Genomic DNA, 14112 nt, shown 5'->3' with positions numbered 1-14112 from the left:
AGAATGTGTGATGTTTAAATCAGTAGAGGAATTAGTGACGATTGCAACAGAACGGAATATCCCGATTTCTGAAGTGATGATTGAGCAAGAGATGCACGTCAGACGCGCCAGTCGCGAGGACATCATCGGGATGATGGACCGAAATCTTGAGGTGATGGAAGAAGCGGTCGAACGTGCACTCCAAGGTGTCACGTCGGTTACGGGATTGACGGGTAATGATGCCGTACTCATGCAAGAGTATATTCGTTCGGGCAAGTCGCTCGCTGGGGATCTCATTTTAGATGCGGTGTCGAAAGCGATCGGGACGAACGAAGTGAACGCGGCGATGGGACGAATCTGTGCGACACCGACAGCGGGGAGCGCGGGCGTCGTACCGGGAACATTGTTTGCGGTAAAAGATCGCCTTGAAATGGACCGCGACGCGATGATCCGTTACTTGTTCACGTCAGGTGCGTTCGGATTCGTTGTGGCGAACAACGCCTCGATTTCAGGGGCGGCTGGTGGATGTCAGGCCGAGGTCGGGTCGGCGACGGGCATGGCAGCCGCGGCCATCGTTGAAGCAGCTGGCGGGACACCGGACCAGTCGGCTACGGCATTTGCGATAGCCCTAAAAAATATGCTCGGTCTCGTCTGTGATCCTGTGGCGGGGCTGGTGGAAGTTCCATGCGTCAAGCGAAACGCCATGGGCGGTGCCAACGCTATTGTCGCAGCAGATATGGCGCTCGCGGGGATTACCTCACGTATTCCTTGTGACGAGGTCATCTCGGCGATGCATGAAGTGGGCCAAATGATGCCGACGGCCTTAAAAGAAACCGCTAAAGGTGGACTTGCCAATACACCGACGGCTCGTCGCCTCGAACGAAATATATTTGGAGCGAAAGAAGATGCAAAACAATGATCAACTGACGACGCTGAAAGGGGTCGGGCCAGAGATGGCCAAAAAGTTAGAAGTGATGGGACTTGTTCGAATCGAGGACGTGCTTGAGCACGTCCCGTTTCGTTATGAGAATTATAATAGTGGGACGGTGACGACGGCTGTGCACGGCGACCTCGTCAAATGGAGCGGGACAGTCCAAGGCGAACCGCTCGTTCGTTACTATAGTAAAGGGAAAAATCGTCTCCAGTTCCGGTTGTTACTCGAAGACCGATACGCCGTCCAAGTGACGATGTTCAACCGTGCCTTCTATAAAGAAAAATTGGTGATTGGGGAGACGGTGACGGTCAAAGGGAAATGGGACATGAACCGGATGACGATCAGCGCGACCGACCTTGAATTTGGTGCCCCGTCAGGCGGACTGCAACCGATTTATTCATTGCGTGCCGGACTGACACAAAAGAATTTCAGTCGAATCGTTAAACTCGCTTTTGAGCAGGTGAACGATCTGCCCGAACAGGTCCCGCATACTATTCGCGACCGATATCGATTAGTTGACCGGATGACGATGCTTCGTGGGATGCATTTCCCGGATACGGTTGAGACCTATAAACTGGCGAGACGAAGCTATGTCTATGAAGAGTGTCTCATGTATCAGTTAAAATTACAGGCGTTTCGTAAAATGGAGCGGTCAGGAAACGGTCGGGCCCTTCACCTCGATAAGCATCAATTGAATGAATTCGTCAAACGGCTCGCATTCCCGTTAACAGGAGCCCAGACACGGGTCATCCGTGAAATCGTATCTGACCTTGAAAAACCAGAACGGATGAACCGATTGTTACAAGGGGATGTCGGGAGCGGGAAGACCGTCGTTGCCGCGATTGCCTTGTATGCGACTGTAACGGCAGGGTATCAAGGGGCCTTGATGGTGCCAACAGAAATCCTTGCCGAACAACATGCGACATCGTTACAGGAATTATTTGAACCGTTTGGCATCACGATTGCCCTCCTGACGAGCTCAGTGAAAGGGAAGGCGCGCGAAGCGCTTCTGACGGCAATTCGATCGGGTAACGTCGACATCATCGTCGGGACGCACGCGCTCATCCAAGGACCGGTCGAATTTTCGAATCTACATTTGGCGATCACGGACGAACAGCACCGGTTTGGTGTCGAACAGCGGAAGAAGCTACGAGACAAGGCCGAATTCGCCGACGTATTATATATGACCGCGACGCCGATTCCGAGGACGCTTGCCATCAGTGCGTTCGGAGAGATGGATGTCTCCACGATTGATGAGATGCCAAAAGGACGAAAGCCGATTGAAACGTATTGGGCGAAACATGATCAAATCGATCGTGTGCATGCAATGGTCGATCGGGAACTCGCACTCGGCCGTCAAGCGTATGTGATTGCACCTCTCATCGAGGAGTCGGATACATTAGAAGTGGAGAGTGCGACGGCACTGTATGAGCTATTGAAAGAACGCTTCTCGAACTATGGCGTTGGCCTGATGCATGGAAAGCTAACGAGTACAGAAAAAGACGAGATTATGAAATCATTCGCAGATAATGCGACACAGATTCTCGTCTCCACAACAGTCGTCGAGGTAGGGGTGAACGTCCCGAACGCCTCTCTAATCATCATTCATGATGCCGAACGTTTCGGTCTCGCGCAATTACACCAGTTGAGAGGGCGTGTCGGTCGTGGTGCGCATCAATCGTTCTGTATCCTCGTCGGGGACCCAAAGTCAGATGTCGGGAAAGTTCGACTGAAAACGATGACGGAGACGAACGATGGGTTCGTATTGGCGGAGAAAGATTTAGAGTTACGTGGGGCTGGTGATTTCTTCGGGACCGCACAAAGTGGTCTCCCAAGTTTCCGAGTCGCCGATCCTGTTCTCGATTTGAAAGTGATGGAAGTGGCCATGCAAGATGCCGTGAAACTTCTTGGAAGCGACGCCTTTTGGCATGACGCCCAATATGAAGGATTACGTGGCTATTTGAAACAACTCGACCTTCTCGTTGGGGAAAGGTTAGAATAGTACTTGAAAATGACGACTAAAGAATATATACTGCTATTAGTACCAGGTATTAAGTTCTTTAGCGATTAGTTTAGGAGGGAACTGAATGCGGGTACCTAAGAAAGAGCGGCAACGCTTGTTACAAGAAACGATTGAGCATAACCCGTTCATCAAAGACGAAGAACTGTCAAAACAGTTTTCTGTCAGCATCCAGACGATTCGACTCGACCGGATGGAATTAAAAATTCCGGAAGTGAGGGAACGGATCAAACATGTGGCTTCCGAACATCTCGATGAAGTCAAATCGCTTTCAATGAGCGAGGTCATCGGTGATATGATTGACTTGAAGCTAGATGACTCGGCGATCTCAGTCCTCGATATAGAAAAAGAACACGTCTTTAGCCGCAACGAGATTGCCCGTGGACATGTCTTGTTCGCGCAAGCCAACTCGTTAGCGGTGGCGCTCATCAATGATGAATTGGCGTTGACCACTAAAGCGGATATTCGCTTCAGTCGCCAAGTCCATCTTGGAGAGCGAGTCGTTGCCAAGGCTCGTGTGATGAAACTAAGAGGGGACGGGAGAACGGACGTCACAGTTGAAAGTTATGTCGGTGAGGAGTGCGTCTTTGATGGCGACTTCACGATTTACCGACGTGGTGAGGAGGAGCAAGCATGAAGTTAGCGATTGATGCAATGGGTGGCGATCACGCACCGAAGGCGATTGTAGAAGGTGTGAAACGGTTCATCGCGCAATATCCGAATGAACCGATGGAACTCTTTTTAGTTGGTGATGAGGTGAAAATTGCCTCATACGGTCTTGATGATCCTCGTGTGACGGTTGTCCCAGCCAGTGAAATCATCACAGGTGAAGACGAACCGGTACGGGCGGTGCGCCGTAAAAAGGATAGCTCGCTCGTCGTGGCAGCTCAGCTTGTCAAAGAAGGAAAAGCGGATGCTCTCGTGTCTGCCGGGAATACCGGCGCATTGATGGCGGCGTCTCTTTTCATCATCGGGCGAATCCCAGGAATCGAGCGTCCGGCATTATCTCCGACGTTCCCTACATATACTGGTAGTGGTGTCGTCGTACTGGATGTCGGAGCGAATCCGGATGCAAAAGCTGAACACCTCGTGGATTATGCGATTATGGGTTCGCTGTATGCGGAACATGTCCGTGGCATCAAGACACCGCGTGTCGCTCTTCTCAATATCGGGACGGAAGCCGGTAAAGGAAATGCGCTGACAAAAGAAGCGTTCCCCCTCCTTGAACAGGCACCTGTCCATTTTGTTGGGAATGTCGAGGCGCGTGAAGCGATGTCAGGTGATGTGGATGTCATCGTGACCGAAGGATTTGCCGGAAACATCTTGTTAAAGGGTGTGGAGGGCTCCTCTTCGATGCTCATGAAGATGATGAAAGAACAATTCACGAGTGACCTTGTATCCAAACTCGCCGCTCTCATCTTAAAACCGAAATTGAGACGATTAAAAGAAACGTTGGATTATCGCGAACACGGGGGAGCCGGATTATTCGGGATCAATGCACCGGTCATCAAGGCGCATGGGTCGAGCGATGCACTCGCCATCATGAGTGCGTTGAAACAGGCGAAAATCATGGTAGATCACGATGTCGTTGAAAAAATCAAGCGTGCCAAAGCGATAGACTAAGCGAAAGCAGGTGAAGATATGGGGAAAGTAGCATGGGTGTTTCCAGGGCAAGGTTCCCAAGCCGTTGGGATGGGACAAACCTTTTTAGATCATCCTGAAACGCTTCAAGCAATCGGACGTCGACTCGGATTTGACCTTCTTGAAGTCATGTCATCCGGGTCGAAGGAAGACCTACAAGAAACGGAAATTGCACAGCCGGCCATCGTGGCGCACGCTTCGCTCCTCGCGCAAGCCTATGCGAAGAGCGGTGCGGCACCAGATGTCGTCATCGGGCATAGTGTCGGTGAATATGCGGCGCTCGTCAGTGCGGGTGTCATCGATATTGAAGAAGCGACCGTTCTCGTCCGGGCGCGTGGACAGTTGATGTCTGAAGTGAAGGATGGAACGATGGCAGCAGTCGTCGGGATGACCGATCTTCAAGAAGCGCTTAAAATCACTGAAAAAATCAGTGCGAGTGGGAATTTAGTTCAAATCGCCAACTTGAATTGTCCTGGTCAATTCGTGATTTCAGGGCATGTCGACGCGGTCGAACAAGCAAGCGTGGAATTGAAGGCTGCCGGTGCGAAGCGGGTATTGCCGTTAAACGTATCTGGAGCGTTCCATAGTTCCTACATGATGCCGGCAGCAACACGTTTCCAAGACGTTCTTGCCTCGTCGCCATTTAAATCGGCTTCCATCGACTTGATTTCGAACGTGGACGCGGCGGTACATCGTGACCCTGAACAGTTGAAGGCGTTATTGACGAAACAACTGTATTCGTCTGTCCGTTTTGAAGAATGTGTGCGCAAGGCGATTGCAGACGGCGTAGACACGTTCATCGAGTTCGGCCCATCTTCACCGCTTTCAGGATTGATTAAACGAATCGACTCGAACGTTTCGATTCAAAAGGCGACCACGTTGGAAGAAGTCGCCTCGTTAGGAGGAGAAGTACGTGCATGATCAAGTGGCGATCGTGACAGGGGCGTCCCGGGGAATCGGGGCGGCCATCGCGAAACGTTTAGGGGAAGACGGCTTTCGGGTCGTCGTGAACTACTCGGGTAGTGAACAAAAGGCGAATGATGTCGTGGCCATGATCACGGATGCAGGCGGCGAAGCCATCGCCGTGAAAGCAGATGTATCCAATGCTGACGATGTCAAAGCGCTCGTCAAGACGACAGTCGATACGTTCGGACGCGTCGATTGTCTCGTCAACAATGCAGGGATCACGCGTGACGGGTTACTCATGCGAATGAAAGAAGCCGATTTCGAAGATGTGCTGTCGACGAACTTGAAAGGCGCCTTTCTGACATCGCAAGCCGTCACGAGACCTTTGCTCAAGTCGAAAGCAGGTCGAATTATCAACATCGCCTCGGTTGTCGGGATTACCGGCAATGCAGGACAAGCGAACTATGCGGCTGCAAAAGCAGGGTTGATCGGATTGACAAAATCAGTGGCGCGCGAACTCGCGGGACGTCACGTGACTGTCAATGCCGTCTGTCCAGGGTTCATTCAAACGGATATGACCGATGCCTTGACAGATGCGCAACGAGAGGCTACACTCGAGCAGATTCCGTTCAACCGTTTCGGACAGGTGGAGGATGTGGCGAACCTTGTCTCCTTCCTCGCTTCGGAACAAGCCGCTTATGTGACCGGACAGACGATTGCCGTCGATGGCGGCATGACGATGGCGTAAAAGAGAACTTTACCAACAGACTGACATTTAATATACTTACCTTTGGAGGGATTTTATCATGACAAAAGAACAAATTTTAGTAGACGTACAAGAAGCAGTTGCTGAGAAACTCGGGAAAGACGTATCTGAGATCACAGCAGACAAATCGTTCAAGGATGACCTTGGTGCGGATTCACTTGAAGTAATGGAAATGGTGATGGACCTCGAAGACAAATTCGACATCACGATCGAAGACGAAGACGCTGAGAAGCTTGCGACTGTTGGCGACGTAGTGGCTTACATCGAAACAAAATTGTAATCAAGCCATCCCACCGCTCGGTTCCGGGCGGTGGGCTTGTGCTTATTCATGGAGGGAACTATGACAAAAGACAAACGACGGTTTGACCGTCAAGGGTCGGCGCAACGGCGTCGGCGTCAGGAGATGGAACGAGCACGCATCTTGGAACTATTTAAATCATTGGAAGAACGGTTGAACGTTCAATTTTCGAATCACGACTTGTTGATGCAGGCGTTCACACACTCATCTTATGTGAATGAGCAACGCGGGTTACGAAAAGACAATGAACGTTTAGAATTTTTAGGGGATGCTGTTTTAGAACTGACCGTATCTCGCTTCCTTTATGAGACTTATCCGGAGCGCTCCGAGGGGGAATTGACGAAATTACGAGCGGCGATCGTATGCGAACCGTCACTCGTGAATTTTGCGGAAGCTTATGCTTTCTCTGACTTCATCTTGCTTGGGAAAGGTGAAGAGTTAACCGGTGGACGAAAACGTCCGGCACTGCTTGCCGATGTGTTCGAATCCTATATCGGTGCTCTTTATTTGGACCAAGGAATTGAGGCCGTCGAACGATTCCTCGCCGAAGCGGTTTTTCCGAAAGTCTTAGCGGGAGTATTCGAAGAACAGACCGATTTCAAAAGCCAGTTACAGGAGAGCGTCCAACGGGAAGGGCTCGGACCTGTATCGTATGAGATCATTGAGGAACGTGGGCCGGCGCATAGCCGGGAATTCGTCGCACATGCACGCCTCAGCGACGACATCGTCGGTGAAGGGGTAGGACGTTCGAAAAAAGAAGCCGAGCAATTGGCTGCAAAAGAAGCGCTTATTGCCTTTAATCGGCGCTACGCAGATTTATAAACGAAAGGAGTGGACCGCTTGGGGGTCCACTCCTTTTCATGTCAATTGACCGAGTTCTTCGACGATACCATCGACTTCCGACAAAGAGAGCGAAGAGCGTGTCATCACGTACTCGTAAATCTCTTTCACCGCTGACGGATCAGCCGCATTATATTCTTCCGCTTTGATCGCACCGCGGTTAATAATGTTCATTTTATCCAAAATGGCTTCAATCATCTGTTCATTCGTCATCTGTATTCCCCTTTCTACAGTTCTTTTTAGAATAGCATGATTCGGGCATTTTGACGAACTGTTAACTGTGGTAAAATATACAGATGAATGCTTACTGCGGATAGGATGGTCACGATGCACTTAAAACGAATCGAACTCGCTGGCTTTAAATCATTTGCCAAGCGAATTGAATTAGATTTCCGTCCCGGCGTCACGGCTGTAGTAGGGCCGAACGGGAGCGGGAAATCCAATATATCGGACGCTGTTCGCTGGGTACTCGGAGAACAGTCGGCCAAATCACTTCGTGGTGCCAAGATGGAAGATGTCATCTTTGCCGGAAGTGAAGGAGAGAATCACCGAAATGTCGCCGAGGTCACCCTCGTTCTCGATAATCGAGACGAACAGTTGCGTCTCCCATATGAAGAAGTGAGTGTGACCCGTCGCGTGACCCGAAGTGGGGACAGCGACTATATTATGAATAAAAAACCATGTCGGTTAAAAGATGTGATTGATTTATTTATGGATACAGGTCTTTCACGAGATGCATTCGCCATCATCGGTCAAGGGCGGGTCGAACAAGTCATTTCTGGGAAACCGGAAGATCGACGTGCCGTCATCGAAGAGGCAGCCGGTGTATTGAAATAACGTCAGCGGAAAAAACAGGCTGAACGCAAGTTACAGGACACCGAATTAAACTTGTCCCGGGTCGATGACATTTTATTCGAGTTGGCGGACCGAGTCGAACCGCTCCGTGAACAAGCGGCGCTCGCTCGGGAGTACAAAGTCGCCAAAGCGAGACATGATGAACTCGAAACAGGAATCATGGGCGCAGAAATTCAGTTGCTCCAACAGGAGATTGAGCAAGTGTCCGCACGTCACGTGGAATCTGTTCAACAGTTATCTGACTGTGACCGTTCGTTACGTGACCTCACGGAGGAACGTAGCGGGCTCGAAGTGAAGCTCGCCGAGTTACGCGAAGAATTGACAGAGCTGAACCAAAAAGAACGGGAGCATTCGACCTATGTCGAGCGTTTGACGGGTGACATCAAGCTCGCAAAAGCACAAGAAGAACACGGTGCCGAGATGAAAGAACGACTCATCCGACAACGTGAAGAAGTACGTGCAGAGATGACCGAGCTTGAAGCGCGATTGAAGGTCGTTCATGAAAAAATTGACCAAAAAGGAAACACGTTGAAACAAACGACTGCGACGAGAGAGTCACTTCAACAACAGTTGAAAGCCGCCTCTCGTGATTTCAATGCTGAAATCGAAGCGTTACAAAGTGAGGCGTTCGAACTCGCGACAACGAAAGCGACAATCGGTAACCAACAAAAGCGGGAACAACGGGATATCGATGTCGCCGTCGAGTCGAAAGAACGCCTTCTACGCGAGAACAAACATCGTCTCGATGATCGTTCCTCACAGGAAGCGACACTTTTGGCGACTCGAGAGCAGTATGAAGCGGTACAAAGTCGCTTTGAAAAACTGAGTCAAAAAGAGACGCAACTTCGGGACGAAGAGACGGCAATTCGTGAAAAACGTACACGAGCCGAATCGTCTTTCTACGACCTCGAACGCCGCCGTCAGAAGACGGAAGACCGAATCGAGATGCTCGAACGGATGAAGCAATCGTATGAAGGCTATTTCCATGCGGTCAAATTCGTCTTAAAAGACCGTTCATCAGGTGTCCTTGGTGCTGTCGCGGAACTGATCCGTGTCCGTCCTTCGTATGAAGCGGCCATCGAAACGGCACTTGGGCAGACACAGCAGCATGTGGTCGTACAAGATGAGACGGTGGGACGCCGTGAAATTGACAAATTACGAAAAGCCAACGCAGGACGAGCGACATTCTTGCCGTTGACGACGATCAAACCGAGATTCGTGCCGAGTGAGGTGTTAGATCGACTCGACTCGATGAACGGATTTGTCGGTGTGGCGTCGGAACTCGTCGAAACAGATGCATCATACGAGACGTTGAAAAAGTCGTTGCTCGGTTCCGTGCTTGTGGCGGAGACACTTGAAGTCGCGAACCGTATCGCCCAATCGACGGGATATCGTTTCCGTGTCGTCACGTTAGAAGGGGATATCGTCAACGTTGGCGGATCCATGACGGGTGGTAGTCGCAAGCAAGGCGTGGCCCTGTTCACTCAGTCGCGCGAATTAGATGATTTGAAACATGGTCTCACTCAAGGCCTCGCCATGTTGCATGAGCAAAAAACACGTCTTCAAGAGTACACAGAACAGTTGGAGGACATTACGCAGCAGTTGTCTGAACTTCGGGATGAGAAACGTTCCGTTGAAACGAGCCTCCGTGAAGTCGAATCGGCCTACCGTACTGCGGAACGTGCCTCCCTCGATGCCAAGTCACAACTGGAACTGTTCGATCATGAAATGATGCGCTATGAGCGGACGATCGAGACCTCGACTGCTGAATTAGAGCGATTGACGATTGAATTGGCCGACACGGACCGCGCCCAAGCTGACATTCGTTCACGCCTCGAATCGCTTCGGGCAGAGCAGGCGAAAAGTGCTGAGAGCACGGGTCAACTGGAATCGTTGCTGCGTCAAAACGAGCTCGATCTTCAGCGGCACACGCTCGAAGAAGAGCGGGTCCAATATGAATTGGACCGTCTGATGACCGACCAAAGTCGTTTGCAGGAACGTAGCGATCAGATGGAGCGTGAATTGACGCGGCTCGAGAGTGGAGAAGTCGTGTCATCTGCAGAACTCGAGGCGACGCTTGCTACTGCCAAACTGGATTTCAAAGAAATTCAAGAGCGGCTTCAAGGAGCGTCAACAACACTCAAGACGAACGAAGAGGCGTATCGGATCATACGTCAACGGGTCGATCAGGCAACGGAGGCAAGACGTCAAGCTGAAGCTGTCGTTCGAAAACTTGAAACGGCGAAACAAGAGTTCGAGCTGAAACGACAATGGAAGCTCGATGTGTTAGAAGAGAACGGACTCGTCGCAGAACTATTGCCGGCACTCGAAATCCCGTTAGAAGAGGCGAAAGAGGAGTTTAAGTTGCTCGTTCGTCAAATCGAAGAAATCGGACCGGTCAATCTAAATGCGATCGAAGAGTTTGATAGTGTCCACGAACGGTTCACGTTCCTGTCTGAACAGCGGGATGACCTCGTCAGTGCAAAAGAAGATTTATATGAGATCATCGCCGAGATGGACCGCGAAGTGACACGCCTCTTCAAAGAGACGTATACGAGCGTCCGGGCGCATTTCAAACAGACGTTCACCGAGCTTTTTGGTGGCGGGGAAGCGGATTTGAAATTGGTAGACGAATCGGATTTGTTGAACACAGGAATCGAAATCGTCGCCAAACCACCGGGTAAAAAGTTACAGACACTCAGTCTGTTATCTGGTGGAGAGCGTGCGCTGACGGCCATCGCTTTATTGTTTGCGATTTTGAAGACGCGTCCGGTACCGTTTTGTGTTCTCGATGAGGTCGAGGCGGCCCTTGACGAGGCGAACGTGCATCGTTTCGGAGAATACATTCGGACGTTGTCAATCGATACGCAGTTCGTCATCATCACGCACCGTAAAGGGACGATGGAAGCGGCGGATACACTATATGGCGTCACGATGCAACAGAACGGGGTATCCGAGGTATTATCGGTCGAACTGTCTGAAGCAAAACGTGTCGTTGAAATGGATGAAGAGATGGAGGAATCACGTTGAGCTTTTTCAAGAAATTAAAAGAGAAGTTGACGACATCTACCCAAGAGGTGTCACAAAAGTTTACAGAGGGGTTGACGAAGACGCGTGACGGCTTTGCAAGTGCCGTCAACGACCTCGTCTATCGCTTCCGCGAAGTGGATGAAGATTTCTTCGATGAACTCGAAGATTTACTCATTCAAGCGGATGTCGGCGTCACGACGACGATGGATCTCGTCGAAGATTTGAAAGAAGAAGTGAAGCGACGTAATCTGAAGGACCCGGTCGCGGTGCGTGACGCACTCGTCGAAGTCGTGGCGAACCGCCTCCAAGAGGATGAATCGGACCGTGAACTGAATATGCAAGACGGACTTACGGTCATCTTGTTTGTCGGCGTCAATGGTGTCGGAAAGACGACGACCATCGGCAAGCTGGCGCACCAGTTGAAATCTGAAGGGCGTTCCGTCATGCTCGCGGCAGGGGATACGTTCCGTGCCGGCGCCATCGAGCAACTTCAAGTATGGGGAGAACGTGTCGGGGTTCCCGTCATTCGTCAAACGGAAGGGTCTGACCCGGCTGCCGTCGTCTTTGACGCCGTTCAAGCCGCCAAGTCTCGTCACATGGACGTCTTGATTTGTGATACGGCGGGACGTCTCCAAAATAAGGTCAATCTAATGAAAGAACTTGAAAAAGTAAAACGAGTCATTGAGCGGGAAGTTCCGAACGGACCGCACGAAGTGTTACTCGCATTAGACGCGACGACGGGTCAAAACGCCATGGTTCAAGCGAAAGCGTTCAAAGAAGCGACGAACGTGAGCGGAATCGTCTTAACGAAGCTCGATGGGACGGCCAAAGGCGGAATCGTCCTAGCGATTCGGAACGAACTCGATATCCCGGTCAAGTATGTCGGACTTGGAGAGAAGATTGACGATTTACAGGAGTTTGATCCAGAACAGTTCGTCCTTGGACTGTTCGGCGATGTTTTTGAGGACAAGACACAGGATGCCTCGATGGAAAAAGAGGACACAAACGAGGACCTCGCCTAAGTTTTAATGTTAAGAAAAAAACTTGACAAGTAGTAGGCACGGCTGTACTATAGGTAGTTGTAAAGGGATTTCACTTAACATGTGGAGGTGAAAGGTATGACGCTCGAAAAAACGAATCGCATGAACTATCTCATCGATTTCTATCAAGCGCTCCTCACACCGAAACAGCGCAACTATATGTCTCTTTATTACCTAGATGACTACTCGCTCGGAGAGATTGCGGAAGAGTTTGAAGTCAGCCGTCAAGCGGTCTACGATAACATAAAGCGCACAGAAACGATGCTTGAACAGTACGAGGAAAAGCTAGCCCTATTCGAAAAGTTCGAACAGCGCCAGCAACTTCTTCAGACCCTCAAACGTCAAGTCGAGCTCACCGATGACGTGAGCGCCACGATTTCTGCGCTTGAGAATTTAGAGTAGGGGGCTGAAGCATGGCATTTGAAGGATTATCAGAACGATTGCAAACGACACTTTCAAAAATGCGCGGTAAAGGGAAAATCTCGGAGGCCGATGTCAAAGAGATGATGCGTGAGGTTCGCCTCGCCCTCCTCGAAGCCGACGTCAACTTTAAAGTCGTCAAGCAATTCGTCAATGACGTGAAGGAACGCGCGGTTGGTCAGGATGTCATGAAATCATTGACGCCAGGTCAACAAGTCGTCAAAATCGTTCACGAAGAGTTGTCGAACTTGATGGGAAGCGATGTCGTCCCAATCTCATTCAGTCAGAAACCACCGACAGTCGTCATGATGGTCGGTCTGCAAGGGGCAGGGAAAACGACAACGACCGGGAAGCTAGCGAACTTGATTCGCAAAAAGCATAACCGAAGTCCACTTCTCGTCGCGGCGGACATCTACCGTCCTGCGGCAATCAAGCAGCTCGAGACACTCGGAAAACAACTCGATTTACCAGTCTTCTCACTTGGTGATCAAGTGAAGCCGGAAGAGATTGTGACGAAGGCACTCGAGTACGCAAAAACAAATCATCACGATTTCGTGTTGATCGATACGGCCGGTCGCCTTCATATCGATGAGACGCTTATGGGCGAGCTCGAAAATGTGAAGACGATTGCCAAACCAAATGAGATCTTCCTCGTCGTCGATTCGATGACGGGTCAAGATGCGGTCAATGTGGCCGACAGTTTCAATGAGAAACTCGGAATCACCGGGGTCGTGCTCACAAAGCTCGACGGAGATACACGAGGTGGGGCAGCCCTTTCGATTAAGGCAGTCACGGGAGCGCCGATTAAATTCGTCGGTCTCGGAGAAAAGTTGGATGCCCTCGAACCATTCCACCCGGAACGCATGGCGTCACGGATCCTCGGAATGGGGGACGTGCTCTCGCTCATTGAAAAAGCCGAGACACAGATGGACCAAGACGCAGCGAAGGAGCTTGAAAGCAAAATTCGTGACGCGTCATTCACGTTCGATGATTTCATTGAACAGTTGGCCCAAGTGAAAAACATGGGACCAATTGATGAATTACTTTCGATGTTACCTGGTGCAGGTAAGATGAAAGGGTTGAAGAACGTCCAAATCGACGAGAAACAACTCGATCACGTCGAAGCGATCATTCGCTCGATGACGAAACATGAGCGCGCCAATCCGGAAGTGCTCAACGCGAGTCGTCGTAAGCGGATCTCAAAAGGGAGCGGTCGCTCGATTCAAGAAGTGAACCGTCTCATCAAACAGTTCGATGACATGAAGAAGATGATGAAACAAATGTCAGGACAAATGAAAGAAAAGAAAAAAGGTCTCGGCCTTCCATTCTTCTAACAAAATCTTTTGTAAATAGAACGAAAAAGCTGTATACTATAAAAGTTGT

14 protein-coding genes are annotated in these 14112 nt (G+C 50.5%); 13 read left to right on the top strand and 1 reads right to left on the bottom strand.

Features of this window, described 5'->3' with window-relative positions:
* Positions 1 to 10 precede the first annotated feature (10 nt).
* From sdaAA to rnc, 8 genes are all read left to right on the top strand, one after another.
* The gene (sdaAA, locus tag BBB58_RS11240) at positions 11 to 898 is read left to right on the top strand and encodes an L-serine ammonia-lyase, iron-sulfur-dependent, subunit alpha (RefSeq protein WP_074037281.1); all 888 of its coding nucleotides are present in this window, start codon (positions 11 to 13) and stop codon (positions 896 to 898) included.
* Positions 885 to 2915, top strand: a complete 2031-nt coding sequence (gene recG / locus BBB58_RS11235) for an ATP-dependent DNA helicase RecG (RefSeq protein WP_074037279.1) — start codon at positions 885 to 887, stop codon at positions 2913 to 2915. The genes sdaAA and recG overlap by 14 nt, the downstream gene beginning before the upstream one ends.
* An 85-nt stretch (positions 2916 to 3000) precedes the next feature.
* A complete protein-coding gene (fapR, locus tag BBB58_RS11230) occupies positions 3001 to 3570 on the top strand; it encodes a transcription factor FapR (protein WP_015881355.1) in 570 nt (189 codons plus the stop codon).
* Positions 3567 to 4556 (top strand): phosphate acyltransferase PlsX, encoded by a 990-nt coding sequence (plsX, locus tag BBB58_RS11225; protein WP_074037278.1) that lies wholly within the window; start codon positions 3567 to 3569, stop codon positions 4554 to 4556. The genes fapR and plsX overlap by 4 nt, the downstream gene beginning before the upstream one ends.
* An 18-nt stretch (positions 4557 to 4574) precedes the next feature.
* Positions 4575 to 5495: an ACP S-malonyltransferase gene (gene fabD / locus BBB58_RS11220; RefSeq protein WP_074037277.1), complete on the top strand. Its 921-nt coding sequence runs from the start codon at positions 4575 to 4577 to the stop codon at positions 5493 to 5495.
* Positions 5488 to 6228, top strand: coding sequence for a 3-oxoacyl-[acyl-carrier-protein] reductase (fabG, locus tag BBB58_RS11215; RefSeq protein ID WP_074037275.1), 741 nt, complete (start codon positions 5488 to 5490; stop codon positions 6226 to 6228). Before fabD ends, fabG begins: the two co-directional genes overlap by 8 nt.
* Positions 6229 to 6286: 58 nt before the next feature.
* A complete protein-coding gene (acpP, locus tag BBB58_RS11210; protein WP_074037274.1) occupies positions 6287 to 6526 on the top strand; it encodes an acyl carrier protein in 240 nt (79 codons plus the stop codon).
* Positions 6527 to 6649: 123 nt separating this feature from the next.
* Positions 6650 to 7366: a ribonuclease III gene (gene rnc, locus BBB58_RS11205; protein ID WP_074037940.1), complete on the top strand. Its 717-nt coding sequence runs from the start codon at positions 6650 to 6652 to the stop codon at positions 7364 to 7366.
* Between the two features lie 36 nt (positions 7367 to 7402).
* On the opposite strand, the gene BBB58_RS11200 is transcribed toward rnc, so the two are convergent.
* Positions 7403 to 7597 (bottom strand): DUF1128 family protein, encoded by a 195-nt coding sequence (locus BBB58_RS11200; protein ID WP_015881361.1) that lies wholly within the window; start codon positions 7595 to 7597, stop codon positions 7403 to 7405.
* Between the two features lie 114 nt (positions 7598 to 7711).
* On the opposite strand from BBB58_RS11200, the gene BBB58_RS15465 reads away from it, so the two are divergent.
* The 5 genes from BBB58_RS15465 to ffh all read left to right on the top strand — a co-directional run bounded on the left by BBB58_RS15465 (position 7712) and on the right by ffh (position 14063).
* Positions 7712 to 8221 carry an AAA family ATPase gene (locus BBB58_RS15465; protein ID WP_244150737.1) on the top strand — a complete coding sequence of 170 codons (510 nt, stop codon included), beginning with the start codon at positions 7712 to 7714 and terminating at the stop codon, positions 8219 to 8221.
* A gap of 51 nt (positions 8222 to 8272) precedes the next feature.
* Complete coding sequence (gene smc, locus BBB58_RS11195; protein WP_244150736.1) at positions 8273 to 11269, top strand: chromosome segregation protein SMC; 2997 nt, start codon at positions 8273 to 8275, stop codon at positions 11267 to 11269.
* Positions 11266 to 12291 carry a signal recognition particle-docking protein FtsY gene (gene ftsY, locus BBB58_RS11190; protein ID WP_074037272.1) on the top strand — a complete coding sequence of 342 codons (1026 nt, stop codon included), beginning with the start codon at positions 11266 to 11268 and terminating at the stop codon, positions 12289 to 12291. The genes smc and ftsY overlap by 4 nt, the downstream gene beginning before the upstream one ends.
* A gap of 96 nt (positions 12292 to 12387) precedes the next feature.
* Positions 12388 to 12711, top strand: coding sequence for a putative DNA-binding protein (locus BBB58_RS11185; RefSeq protein ID WP_015881364.1), 324 nt, complete (start codon positions 12388 to 12390; stop codon positions 12709 to 12711).
* A gap of 11 nt (positions 12712 to 12722) precedes the next feature.
* Complete coding sequence (gene ffh, locus BBB58_RS11180; RefSeq protein WP_074037270.1) at positions 12723 to 14063, top strand: signal recognition particle protein; 1341 nt, start codon at positions 12723 to 12725, stop codon at positions 14061 to 14063.
* Positions 14064 to 14112 lie beyond the last annotated feature (49 nt).

It is taken from the genome of Exiguobacterium profundum, assembly GCF_001909285.1.
Classification (GTDB): Bacteria; Bacillota; Bacilli; order Exiguobacteriales; family Exiguobacteriaceae; genus Exiguobacterium; species Exiguobacterium profundum.
Note: the sequence above shows the minus strand (reverse complement) of the source record. Positions and strands in the feature narration are given on the sequence as shown.

Bases quoted from the DNA above. Each gene is read 5' to 3' on its own strand.
- sdaAA (WP_074037281.1), top strand. From the start codon at position 11: ATGTTTAAATCAGTAGAGGAATTAGTGACGATTGCAACAGAACGGAAT.
- recG (WP_074037279.1), top strand. From the start codon at position 885: ATGCAAAACAATGATCAACTGACGACGCTGAAAGGGGTCGGGCCAGAG.
- fapR (WP_015881355.1), top strand. From the start codon at position 3,001: ATGCGGGTACCTAAGAAAGAGCGGCAACGCTTGTTACAAGAAACGATT.
- plsX (WP_074037278.1), top strand. From the start codon at position 3,567: ATGAAGTTAGCGATTGATGCAATGGGTGGCGATCACGCACCGAAGGCG.
- fabD (WP_074037277.1), top strand. From the start codon at position 4,575: ATGGGGAAAGTAGCATGGGTGTTTCCAGGGCAAGGTTCCCAAGCCGTT.
- acpP (WP_074037274.1), top strand. From the start codon at position 6,287: ATGACAAAAGAACAAATTTTAGTAGACGTACAAGAAGCAGTTGCTGAG.
- rnc (WP_074037940.1), top strand. From the start codon at position 6,650: ATGGAACGAGCACGCATCTTGGAACTATTTAAATCATTGGAAGAACGG.
- BBB58_RS11200 (WP_015881361.1), bottom strand. From the start codon at position 7,597: ATGACGAATGAACAGATGATTGAAGCCATTTTGGATAAAATGAACATT.
- BBB58_RS15465 (WP_244150737.1), top strand. From the start codon at position 7,712: ATGCACTTAAAACGAATCGAACTCGCTGGCTTTAAATCATTTGCCAAG.
- BBB58_RS11185 (WP_015881364.1), top strand. From the start codon at position 12,388: ATGACGCTCGAAAAAACGAATCGCATGAACTATCTCATCGATTTCTAT.
- ffh (WP_074037270.1), top strand. From the start codon at position 12,723: ATGGCATTTGAAGGATTATCAGAACGATTGCAAACGACACTTTCAAAA.